Raw genomic sequence first — 11,454 nt, forward strand, 5'->3', positions numbered from 1 at the left:
CTGGAGTGCCCGCGCGCAGCGCGAGGCGGGTCAGGCCATTTTCAGTGCAGCACACGCATGTCCCTGGCCTTCACGAACATCACCCGGTGCCCGAGCTGGATCTGGTGATAGCGGAGCCGGCCGGTGGTGGTGACGTGCCTCGACGGCTTGAAGGCGTTGGCGGCGTAGTAGGAGCCGGTGACCGTGTCGTCCAGGGCGTACGTCTGGCCGGTCCCGATCGTGTACTGGAGCGGCCGCAGGGGCTGGTGGGCGGCGAGCTTGTAGGCGGATTTCTCGGGGTACGCCCGGCCGTACACCTTCACGTCGTCCTTCCGGGGCGTGACCAGGAGGCCCTTGGCGGGAATGGCGGTCGGAGCCGAGGCGGGGTTGTGGAACCACGCCTTCTGCCCCAGGTACCAGATGGCCGTCCAGTCGTCCCGGCGCTCCGCGACGGCGTAGCGCTGGCCGGTGGAGGCGCGGGCGCCGTGGTCGTACACGCTGTGGGTGGAGGCCTTGTTCCCGTGCTTGCCGACGTCCTTGACCAGGGGCGCCGACGCCTTGGGCGCCGTGTGCAGCCAGACGGCCGAGGCGCCGTGCGGCGGGCACGCCTTGGCGGGCTTCGCGGCGTCGCAGCCGGTGAAGCGGGGACGGTGGGTGGTGTACTCCGGGCGGATGATGATGGACTCGCCGTTCTCGGCTGCTCTGAACGGCCGGTTCATGAGGTCGAAATAGTGTGCCCAGTCCCAGTACGGGCCCGGGTCCTCGTGCATGCCGGCGACCGTCGCCGGTGTGGTGCCCGGGACGTTGTCGTGGCCCAGGATGTGGGCGCGGTCGAGCGGGATGCGGTGCTTGGCGGCGAGGAACTTCACCAGCCTGGCAGAGGCCCGGTACATCGCCTCGGTGTACCAGGTGCCTCCCTTGGCCAGGTATCCCTCGTGCTCGATGCCGATCGAGCGGGTGTTGACGTCCCAGTTGCCGGCGTGCCAGGCGATGTCGTTGGTCGCCACGTGCTGGGCGACATGTCCGTCACGGGAGCGGATCGTGTAGTGCCAGCTCACGTACTTCGGGTTGCGGACAAGGGAGGGGATGCCCCGGTAGCCGCCCTCGGTGTCGTGGATGACGATGTAGTCGACGGAACGGGTGCGGCTCAGGCGGTCGTGGTTGCCGTAGTCGCGGTGCTTCTTCTTGCCGAAACGCCGGTGCGCGGCGGGCATCCACTCGCAGGCGAGCGAGGCGGGGCACTCCGCGTCGCGCGCCCCTGACTCCGCCTTGGCGCTGTCGTGGCCCTCGTCGGCGATGACGGGCGCGCCGGCGCCGGCGTCGGATCCGAAGCCGGTGCCGGGATCGGCGTCGTCGCCGGTGTCCGGGTCGATCTGCTGCTCGTCCGTGAAGGGCGGGGGATAGGCGTCGAGGTCGCTCTCGTGGTCGCCGATGAAGGGCGGCAGGTCGGGTACGGGGTCCAGCCGCACCAGGTGCCCGTCGTCGGTACGGCGTTCGGTGCCCTCCCGCATCACCGAGAACACCTCGTCGGCGAAGCGGCGGGCGGCGGCCGGATCCTCCGAGCCCGAGTAGCGGGCGACCGCGTCGTACCAGTCGGCGGGGTTGGCGCTGGGGTGCTCCTGGTAGGAGGCGAGGAGGGCGGCGCCGCCCCTGATGTTCGCGGCCGGGTCGGTCCTGAGCCGGGAGGGCACGACACCGATGAGGCCGCCGGCCTGGGGGAGCGTCGCCCGCGGCGCCTCCTGCGCGGTCCGCAGCGCGGAGGCGGGCGGCTCGGCGCGCGCGGCGGGCATGGGGCGGGCCTCGTCGCCACGGGCGTCGCCGAGCGCGTCCCCGACCGTGCCGCCGAGCGCCTCGGCGGGGAACGCGTCGACCAGGTGCATCGGCCCGTAGCCGCCCGCCGTGCTCGGCCGCCCGCCGTTGGCGTCCCAGCGGGACTCCAGGTACGCCACGCCGAGCAGCACGCTCTCCGGTACCCCGTGCTCGCGGGCGGCCGCGGCGAAGTCGGCCTGCCGCCCCGGAGACGCGACGGCGGCGGACCCCGGGCCGGCGGGCACGGCCGGAGGCCGGGCAGGTGCGGTCAGCGCGGTGGTGGCCAGGACGGCGGCGAGCCAGAGCTGCATGAACATCTCCCCCATGGATGTCACGACGCGACTACTCACCGTAACTGATCCCAGAAAGGGATGTGTCAGACGTGGCGGTTGATACGGATGGGATTTGACTGGATGGTGCCGGACGCGGCACCCCCCGCCTTCCGGTCGCGCCGGAACCGCCGCGCCGTCAGGGCCTGAGGCCACCATGGCGAGCGTTGGAGTTAGATCCTGCCCGATATCGGGCAGGATGATGGCGTGTCTCGCTCCAGAGCCGTAAGGTCCTCGTCTGTGCCACCGGCACGGCCTCCGTATGAAGATCTCATCGCTCACCTCACGAGGACGAGCCCGCTCGGCCCCGGCGAGGCGGCGCGCGTGGTCGCCGACGTGCTGGCGTACTTCTCGGAAACGACCGAGGAGTACGTCCGGCGCCGTCACGGCGAGCTGAAGGCGCGCGGCCACACGAACGACGAGATCTTCCCGAGGATCGCCGCCGAATTACGCGGCCGCCGGGTGGCCGCGCCGGAACTGTCGCTGAGACAGCTCCGCAGGATCGTCTACGGATGAACAGGAGACCTCGATGTGCGGAATCGTGGCCTACGTCGGCCCAAGGGACGCAGCCCCCATCCTGCTGGAGGGTCTGCAGCGACTCGAATACCGGGGCTACGACTCGGCCGGGGTCGTCGTGTCCAGCAAGGGGCTGAAGGTCCGTAAGGTCAAGGGGCGGGTGGCCGACCTGGCCAAGGTCGTGCCGGTCCGGTTCAGGGGCGGCCTGGGCATCGGGCACACCCGCTGGGCCACGCACGGCGTCCCCAGCGACGTCAACGCCCATCCGCACCTGTCCGCCGACCAGCGCATCGCGGTCGTGCACAACGGCATCATCGAGAACGCCGGAGAGCTGCGCGCCAAGCTGGAGGCCGACGGCGTGGTGTTCGCCTCCGAGACCGACACCGAGGTGCTCGCGCACCTGATCGCCCACGCCGCCGACGAGAACGACTCGCTGGAGGAGGCCGTCAGGAAGACGCTCAAGAGCGTCGTCGGCACGTACGGCATCGCCGTCATCGACGCCGAGCGCCCCGGCGAGGTGGTCGTGGCCCGCAACGGCAGCCCGATCGTGCTCGGCATCGGCGAGAAGGAGATGTTCGCCGCGTCCGACGTGGCCGCCCTGGTCCGCTACACGCGCCAGGTGGTGCACCTGGAGGACGGCGAGCTGGCCGTGCTGAAGGCCGACGGGTTCCACACCTTCGCCAGCGACGCCCGCGAGACGGCCAAGGAGCCGCTGACCGTCGACTGGGACGCCGGCCACTACGACACCGGCGGCTACGAGCACTACCTGCTCAAAGAGATCTCCGAGCAGCCCGAGACGATCACCAGGACGATGAGCGGCCGGCTCGACGAGCGCTTCAACGTCGCCCACCTCGGCGGGCTCAACATGGACGCCCGCGAGACGCGCAGCTTCCGCCGGGTGAAGATCATCGGTTGCGGCTCCGCGTACTATTCAGGACAGATGGGGGCGCAGCTCATCGAGGAGCTGGCGCGCATCCCCTCCGACGCCGAGCCGGCCAGCGAGTTCCGCTACCGCAACCCCGTCGTCGACCCCGACACCCTCTACGTCGCGATCAGCCAGTCGGGGGAGACCTACGACACGCTCGCCGCGGTGCAGGAGCTCAAGCGCAAGGGCGGCCGGGTCATCGGCATCGTCAACGCCGTCGGCAGCGCCATCGCGCGCGAGGTGGACGGCGGCATCTACCTGCACGCGGGCCCCGAGGTATCGGTGGCCTCGACCAAGGCCTTCACCTCGACCACGGTCGCGTTCGCGCTGCTCGCGCTGCACCTGGGCCGGGTGCGCGACCTGTCGCCGGCCGACGGCCGGCGCATCGTGGAGGGCCTGCGCCGGCTGCCCGGCCACGTCGAGGAGATCCTGGCGCAGGGCGACAAGATCGCCGAGCTGGCGCAGAAGTACGCCGACCACGCCGGCATGATGTTCGTCGGCCGCGTGCGCGGCTACCCGGTGGCCCGCGAGGGGGCGCAGAAGCTCAAGGAGATCTCCTACGTCCACGCGGAGGCCTATCCGGCCAGCGAGCTCAAGCACGGCCCGCTCGCCCTGATCGGCCCCGAGATGCCGACGGTCGCGATCGTTCCCGACGACGAGCTGCTCGACAAGAACCTCACCACGCTCGGCGAGATCCGCGCCCGCGGCGGGCGGGTGCTCATGGTCGGTCACCGCGAGCCCGGCCCGAAGCTGGCCGACGACGTCATCGTGATCCCGAAGAACGAGATCGAGCTCGATCCGATCCTGCTCACGATCCCGTTGCAGCTGCTCGCCTACCATGCCGCCGTGGCGCTCGACCGCGACGTGGACAAGCCGCGCAATCTCGCCAAGAGTGTCACTGTCGAATAATTGAGCCGCAAATCAGCCACATTCCCCTCAGGGTAGTGTTATCCGGCTCCAAACGACATAAATTCGATACTGTGCGGCAGTTCGACCAGCAGCGGCCCCATCCCGCACGCATGTACGACTACATGCTCGGCGGGAAGGACAACTTCGCGGTCGACCGTCTGGCCCTCGACCAGCTCGCCGAGCTGGTCCCGGAGGCGGTCCCGCTGGCCCGCGCGAACCGGGCCTTCCTTCAGCGTGCCGTGCGCTACGTGGCCGCCGCGGGGGTCCGCCAGTTCCTCGACCTGGGCAGCGGGCTGCCGACCCAGGGCAGCGCGCACGAGGTCGCGCCCGAGGCCCGGGTCGTCTACGTCGATCATGATCCGGTCGTCGCCGCGCACTCCAGGGCCCTGCTCGAGGACTCGGGCAGGGCCGTCTTCGTGGAGGCCGACCTGCTCGACACCGACGAGGTGCTGGCGCGGGCGGGCGCCCTGCTCGACCTGGCCGAGCCGGTCGGGGTGCTGCTGGTGTCGATCCTGCACTTCGTCCCGGACACGGCCGGCGCGCAGAACGCGGTGGCCGCGCTGCGCGAGCGGGTGGCGCCCGGCAGCCACCTGGTGATCTCCCACGCGACGACGATGGCCCGGATGGAGGACGGCGATCGCGCCAGGGTCCCCTCCCGGGGCTCGTCCGCGACGGGCGCCGACCGTCCGCCGTCCGAGATCCGCGCGTTCTTCGGCGACTTCCCGCTGGAGCCGCCGGGGCTGGTGCAGGCCACCGACTGGCGTCCCGACCGCCCCAAACTGGTGGGCGACTGGTCGCTGCCGTCGTCGCTGATGGCGGGGGTCGGCAGGAAACCCGGCTGACAGCGGCCAGGGAAGGCGTCCCGGGCCGCGGCGGGCTCGGCGCTGACCCGGGCCGGCGGCCGCACAGGCCGTCCCTCGTACGAGAGCGCAGCACGCCGACGGGGCCCCGGTGCGTGACGCTCCGCCACGGGTCAATAACCTGGAGTGGCGGGTGAGCTCGGGGAGGGGCGCATGCGGCGACGGCGGTTCTTGGCCTTGGGGCTGGGCTTGGCCGCGTGCGCGGCCGGCTGCGGCGCGCAGCGGTTCACCGAAGGCGCGTCCGTGCTGCGCACCCGATTCTCGATCAATCCGGGCGGGCGCCGGTGGGGTCGCGCGGGGCACGTGTTCGCCGGCGTGGCCCGCGCCGCCGGTTACGAGACGGGCGAGGGCCCGCAGGTCACGGTGACCGGCCTGCCGGCGCTGGCCGCCGCCGAGCTCAACCAGGGACAGAGCCTGCTCGACGCCGCCACCCCGCTGGCCAGGCTGGCCGGCGAGGTCGAGGTCGTGGTCGTGCCCGAGAGCTCCCGCTTCAAGGACTTCGGCGACTTCGGCGCCGCCCTGCGCACCAGGCCCGGGCAGACGATGCTGGCCGGCGGTCCGCAGGGAAATCCCGACCACCTGCTGTTCGGCCTCATCGCCAAAGGGCTCGGCGCCGACACCCGGCAGGTCGACTACACCGGCTACCCCAGCCGCCACGAGGTCGTCGCCGCGCTGTCGTCCGGCAAGGCGGTCGCCGCCGCCGGCCGGGTCGCGGAGTGGCGCACGATCATCGGGCGCGGCCGGATCAGGGCGCTCGCGGTGTCCTCGGCCGAGCGGGTGCCGGAGCTTGACGTTCCGACCCTGCTGGAATCCGGCGTACGGGTGGATTTCGTGGACTGGATCGCGGCCTTCGGCGCTCACGACATGCCGGAAGAGAGCCGCGAGTCGGCCGTCGGCATGTGCGACGAGGTGACCCGCTCGGCCGGCTGGGAGGCGGCCTGCCGGGCCGCCGGATGGGTCTCGATCCCGCTCACCGGCGACGACTTCGAGTTGTGGCTCGCCTCCGAGGTCCGGCGCACGCGCGAGGTGCTGCGGGACCTCGGGCTGGTCGACACGACCAAATCCACAATATGCAGGGGTGGTTGCGGGATCCGCCACTAGATGTAGGATCCTGGTCGTCGCTGGTTCGCCTCCCAGGAGGCGGAGTGAAAGGGAACCCGGTGCGATTCCGGGGCTGCCCCGCAGCGGTGAGCGGGAACGACCGCCGTCACATGCACTGGAGCGATCCGGGAAGCGACGGCCAGTAGGCGCCATGAGCACGCCCGCGAGCCCGAAGACCTGCCCGCGACGTGCCGGGTCATGCGCCCGGCGAGCAGTGTCCATGGCCTCGAGGGAGGGCCGGGGGCTGGTGCGGCCGTGGGTCCATGCCGCCGTGCTCTCGCGCGCCCTCACGGGGATGAGCTCGCGAGGAGAGAGCACGTGACGCAGATCGTCGATGTTGACCGCCGCCTGGCCATCGAGGAGGCCGCCGCCCGGGTGATCACCGATCCGGCCAGCTCCCGGATCGCCGCCGGCCTGCTGGCCGAGGAGATCGCCGACGAGGCGGCCGGGCACGGGGTGCGCTCGTTCTCCCAGTCGGTCGCGGCCACCCACGCGGCGGGGCTGATCCAGGACGGGCTGGCGGAGTTCGTCGCCGCGCACGCCGCCGAGCTGGACGCGCTGATCTGCGCGGAGGCGGACGGCCGGTTCGAGTATTTCGGGTTGCGCACGGTCTATGACCGCTACCTGCTGCGCCATCCCGAGACCCGTAAGGTGCTGGAGCGGCCGCAACACTTCTTCCTCCGCGTGGCCTGCGGGCTGGCGGAGTCGGTCGCCGAGGCGGCCGAGCTCTACGCGCTCATGTCCAGCCTGTCCTACCTGCCGAGCTCGCCCACCCTGTTCAACGCGGGCGCGCGCCGGCCGCAGCTGTCGTCGTGCTTCCTGCTCGACTCGCCGCGCGACGAGCTGGAGGGCATCTACGACCGCTACGGGCAGGTCGCCCGGCTCTCCAAGTACGCCGGCGGCATCGGCATCTCGTGGACCCGCGTACGCTCGCGCGGCTCCCTCATCAGGGGCACGAACGGCCACTCCAACGGCATCGTGCCCTGGCTGCGCACGCTCGACGCGTCGGTGGCGGCGGTCAACCAGGGCGGCCGGCGCAAGGGCGCGGCCTGCGTCTACCTGGAGACCTGGCATGCCGACATCGAGGAGTTCCTGGAACTGCGCGACAACACCGGTGAGGACGCCCGCCGCACCCACAACCTCAACCTGGCCAACTGGGTGCCCGACGAGTTCATGCGCCGCGTGGAGGCCGACGAGCCCTGGTCGTTGTTCGACCCCAAGGACACGCCCGACCTCACGGACCTGTACGGGGAGGAGTTCACCGCCGCCTACCGCGCGTACGAGGCGGCCGGGCGCCACGTCCGGCAGGTCCCCGCCAGGATCCTGTACGGCCGGATGATGCGCACCCTCGCCCAGACCGGCAACGGCTGGATGACCTTCAAGGACGCCGCCAACCGCACCTCCAACCAGACCGGCCGCCCCGGCAACGTCATCCACCTGTCCAACCTGTGCACCGAGATCCTCGAGGTCACGAGCGACGCGGAGACGGCCGTGTGCAACCTCGGCTCCGTCAACCTGGCCGCCTGCCTCGCGGACGGCGGCGTCGACTGGGAGCGGCTGCGCCGGACCGTACGCACGGCCGTGCGCTTCCTCGACCGCACCATCGACCTCGGCTTCTACCCGACGCCCGAGGCCGAGGCGGCCAACAGGCGGTGGCGGCCGATCGGGCTCGGTGTCATGGGCCTGGCCGACGTGTTCTTCGCGCTGCGGCTGCCGTTCGACTCGCCGGCCGCGCTGGAGCTGTCCACGCGGATCGCCGAGGAGATCGCGCTGGCCGCCTACGGCACCTCGGCCGACCTGGCCGCCGAGCGCGGAAGGCACCCGTCGTTCGCCGACACCCGGGCCGCCGGGGGAGTGCTGCACCCCGATCACTACGGGGCGAGCACGCCGCGCTGGGACGCCCTGCGCGACAAGATCGCGACGACCGGCCTGCGCAACTCCCTCATGATCGCCATCGCGCCGACGGCCACGATCGCCTCCATCGCCGGCTGCTACGAGTGCATCGAGCCACAGGTGTCCAACGTGTTCAAGCGCGAGACGCTGTCGGGCGAATTTCTGCAGGTCAACCGCTATCTGGTGGCCGACCTGCGGGCGCGCGGGCTGTGGACGCAGCGGATGCGCGACGACATCAAGCGGGCCGACGGCTCGATCCAGTCGATCCCCGGCATCCCCGACGATTTGAAGGCCCTCTACCGCACGGCCTGGGAGCTGCCGCAGAAGGCGCTGATCGACCTGGCCGCCGCGCGCCAGCCGTACATCGACCAGTCGCAGTCGCTCAACCTCTTCATGGCCGGCCCCACGATCGGCAAGCTCTCCTCGATGTACGCCTACGCCTGGAAACAGGGCCTGAAGACGACGTACTACCTGCGCTCGCGCCCCGCGACCCGCATCGCCCAGACGACGGTCCCCGCGGGCGCCGAGCCCTCCGCGAACCCCCCGGAACCGCGGAGCGGCTTCGCCGCGCTGTCCGCCTCCGCGACGGCTGACGCCGTCGCGTGCTCGCTCGAGAACCCGGAAACCTGCGAAGCCTGCCAGTAAGGAGCCCGTCGTGCTGCTCGACCCCGGAATGGACCTCACCCTGCGCCCGATGCGCTACCCCGACTTCTACGAGCGTTACCGCGCGGCCATCCGCAACACGTGGACGGTCGAGGAGGTGGACCTGCACACCGACCTGGCCGACCTGGCCAGGATGACGCCGCAGGAACGGCACCTGATCAACCGCCTGGTCGCCTTCTTCGCGACCGGCGACTCCATCGTGGCCAACAATCTCGTGCTCAACCTCTACCAGCACGTCAACGCCCCCGAGGCGCGCCTGTATCTCAGCAGGCAGCTGTTCGAGGAGGCCGTGCACGTGCAGTTCTACCTGACCCTGCTGGACACCTACCTGCCCGACCCCGACGAGCGGGTGAAGGCCTTCGCCGCGATCGAGCACATCCCGTCGATCCGGGACAAGGCGGAGTTCTGCTTCAAGTGGATCGACTCGATCAACGGCCTGCAGCGGCTGGAGACGGCGGCCGAGCGCCGCCAGTTCCTGCTCAACCTCATCTGCTTCGCCGCCTGCATCGAGGGCCTGTTCTTCTACGGAGCCTTCGCGTACGTGTACTGGTTCCGCTCCCGCGGCCTGCTCAACGGCCTGGCCACCGGGACGAACTGGGTGTTCAGGGATGAGTCCATGCACATGGAGTTCGCGTTCAGCGTGGTCGACACGGTCAGGGCCGAGGAGCCCTCGCTGTTCGACGACGAGCTGGGCGAGCAGGTCACCGCCATGCTGGAGGAGGCGGTGGCCGCCGAGCTGGCCTTCGCGGAGGATCTGTGCGGGGACGGCATGATGGGTATGGGGGTGACGCAGATGCGCCACTACCTGGAATATGTCGCCGACCAGCGGCTGGTCCGGCTGGGGCTGCCGAGAAGGTACGGTTCGGCTAACCCGTTCGGGTTCATGGAGCTGCAGGACGTGCAGGAGCTGGCCAACTTCTTCGAGCGGCGGGTCTCGGCTTACCAGGTGGCGGTCGAGGGAAATGTGAGTTTTGACGAGTCTTTCTAGGACCTAGGGGGTTATCGAGTGCAGTCTCCGGCGGGCTGGCCCATTCTCGCCATCGCGGTGATCGGCTCGGTCCTCCTGGTGGAAGTAGTCAGGCGGGTGCTGAACCGGATGGGGCGCAAGTGGGCGCTCGCCCGGCACCTCGTGGAGCACTGCACCTGGGCCGCGTTCGCGGTGGCCGTCGTGGTGGCGTGCAACCTGGTGTTCGGGCCCGGCATGTTCGGCCCGGCGCCCGCCGATCGCAGCCTGGCCGCATCGGTCGAGCACGCGCTCGGCCTGGTCACGATCGCCGCGGTCACCTGGCTGATCGTGCAGGCGACGTACGCGCTGACGGACGTCGCGCTCGACCGGCTGGTCCAGGTCGAAGGGGAGCGCAACCGCCGGGCGCGGCGGATCATGACGCAGATCGCGCTGGTCCGCCGCATCGCCTCCGCCGCCTTCATCGTGATCGCGCTCGGCGCCATGCTCTTCTCCTTCCCCCAGATGCGGGCGCTCGGCGCGGGCCTGCTCGCCTCGGCGGGCATCGCCGGCGCCATCGTCGGCATCGCCGCCCAGCCGACCATCGGCAACGCGCTGGCCGGGCTCCAGCTCGCCTTCAGCGACGCGCTCCGCCTCGAGGACGTGGTCGTGGTCGAGAAGGAGTGGGGCAGGATCGAGGAGCTCACGCTCACCTACGTCGTGCTGCGGCTGTGGGACGAGCGGCGGCTGGTCCTGCCGGTCTCGTACTTCACCCAGAACCCGTTCGAGAACTGGACCAGGCACGGCAGCCGGGTGCTCGCCGTGGTCTACCTGCGGGTGGACTGGTCGGTGCCGGTGCCCAAACTGCGGGAGGCGCTGTACGCGTTCCTGCAGGACAACCCGCTGTGGGACCAGAAGGACTGGACCCTCCAGGTCACCGACGTCCTGCCGAACGGGCTGGTCGAGCTGCGCGCCCTGATGAGCGCCGCCGACTCGCCGTCGTCCTGGGACCTCAAGTGCGACGTGCGCGAATACCTCGTCGAGTACGTACGCGAGAACTACCCGGACGCGCTGCCCCGCTTCCGCGTCGACACTCCGGAGACGCGCGCCGGCATGAGCTGGACCGACGACCGCGACCGGGGATAAATAGGTGGCATTCGCGCCGATCGCGGGTTTACCTTAAGCATGTCAACGACGGGATGACGACCGGCAGAAAGGGCGGCGAATGCGCGAGCTGGGCACCATCCGACCGCCGGCGGTCCTTCCTGAGCTGCCGCGGAGGCTTTCCGGATAATTCTTTCCCGGGATTTCCAGAAAGCCGTCTCGAGGATATCGAGGCGGCTTTTCCTGTGCGACCGAGTGTGGGGCAGTTTGGCCGCCCGCCTGCTTTGGGAGCAGGAGTGACGCAGGTTCGAATCCTGCCACTCGGACGGTGTGATGTCTCAGGACATCGGAAACCCTCGAACCTACGGGTTCGGGGGTTTCGTCGTGTTGGGGTTTGCCTGGGGTTGGTAGTCACGGGTGGGG

At 70.5% G+C, this 11,454-nt stretch carries 8 protein-coding genes, 1 tRNA gene and 1 riboswitch; of the genes, 8 read left to right on the forward strand and 1 reads right to left on the reverse strand.

Going from position 1 to position 11,454, the window contains the following annotated elements; all coding sequences use genetic code 11:
- Window positions 1-41 precede the first annotated feature (41 nt).
- Entirely contained in the window at window positions 42-2,099 is a 2,058-nt protein-coding gene (locus tag ACZ6SA_RS12110) for an N-acetylmuramoyl-L-alanine amidase (RefSeq protein ID WP_465827801.1), read from the reverse strand.
- Between the two features lie 258 nt (window positions 2,100-2,357).
- On the opposite strand from ACZ6SA_RS12110, the gene ACZ6SA_RS12115 reads away from it, so the two are divergent.
- The 8 genes from ACZ6SA_RS12115 to ACZ6SA_RS12150 all read left to right on the forward strand — a co-directional run bounded on the left by ACZ6SA_RS12115 (window position 2,358) and on the right by ACZ6SA_RS12150 (window position 11,357).
- A complete protein-coding gene (locus ACZ6SA_RS12115) occupies window positions 2,358-2,633 on the forward strand; it encodes a hypothetical protein (RefSeq protein ID WP_132597376.1) in 276 nt (91 codons plus the stop codon).
- Between the two features lie 13 nt (window positions 2,634-2,646).
- The gene (gene glmS, locus ACZ6SA_RS12120) at window positions 2,647-4,467 is read left to right on the forward strand and encodes a glutamine--fructose-6-phosphate transaminase (isomerizing) (protein WP_347644001.1); all 1,821 of its coding nucleotides are present in this window, start codon (window positions 2,647-2,649) and stop codon (window positions 4,465-4,467) included.
- 71 nt (window positions 4,468-4,538) lie between these two features.
- Window positions 4,539-5,309: an SAM-dependent methyltransferase gene (locus ACZ6SA_RS12125; RefSeq protein ID WP_347644000.1), complete on the forward strand. Its 771-nt coding sequence runs from the start codon at window positions 4,539-4,541 to the stop codon at window positions 5,307-5,309.
- A 171-nt stretch (window positions 5,310-5,480) separates the two neighbouring features.
- The gene (locus ACZ6SA_RS12130) at window positions 5,481-6,428 is read left to right on the forward strand and encodes a tripartite tricarboxylate transporter substrate-binding protein (RefSeq protein ID WP_347643999.1); all 948 of its coding nucleotides are present in this window, start codon (window positions 5,481-5,483) and stop codon (window positions 6,426-6,428) included.
- Window positions 6,429-6,432: 4 nt separating this feature from the next.
- Window positions 6,433-6,627, forward strand: a riboswitch (cobalamin riboswitch).
- A 119-nt stretch (window positions 6,628-6,746) separates the two neighbouring features.
- Complete coding sequence (locus tag ACZ6SA_RS12135) at window positions 6,747-8,966, forward strand: ribonucleoside-diphosphate reductase subunit alpha (protein WP_465827805.1); 2,220 nt, start codon at window positions 6,747-6,749, stop codon at window positions 8,964-8,966.
- Window positions 8,967-8,976: 10 nt separating this feature from the next.
- On the forward strand, window positions 8,977-9,972 hold the full coding sequence (locus ACZ6SA_RS12140) for a ribonucleotide-diphosphate reductase subunit beta (RefSeq protein WP_347643997.1): 996 nt from the start codon (window positions 8,977-8,979) through the stop codon (window positions 9,970-9,972).
- Window positions 9,973-9,990: 18 nt separating this feature from the next.
- On the forward strand, window positions 9,991-11,073 hold the full coding sequence (locus tag ACZ6SA_RS12145; protein ID WP_443153975.1) for a mechanosensitive ion channel family protein: 1,083 nt from the start codon (window positions 9,991-9,993) through the stop codon (window positions 11,071-11,073).
- A 209-nt stretch (window positions 11,074-11,282) separates the two neighbouring features.
- A tRNA-Pro gene (locus ACZ6SA_RS12150) sits at window positions 11,283-11,357 on the forward strand.
- Window positions 11,358-11,454 lie beyond the last annotated feature (97 nt).

This window comes from Nonomuraea sp. NPDC049378 (genome assembly GCF_055586745.1).

Bases quoted from the DNA above. Each gene is read 5' to 3' on its own strand.
- ACZ6SA_RS12110 (WP_465827801.1), bottom strand. From the start codon at position 2,099: ATGCAGCTCTGGCTCGCCGCCGTCCTGGCCACCACCGCGCTGACCGCA.
- glmS (WP_347644001.1), top strand. From the start codon at position 2,647: ATGTGCGGAATCGTGGCCTACGTCGGCCCAAGGGACGCAGCCCCCATC.
- ACZ6SA_RS12130 (WP_347643999.1), top strand. From the start codon at position 5,481: ATGCGGCGACGGCGGTTCTTGGCCTTGGGGCTGGGCTTGGCCGCGTGC.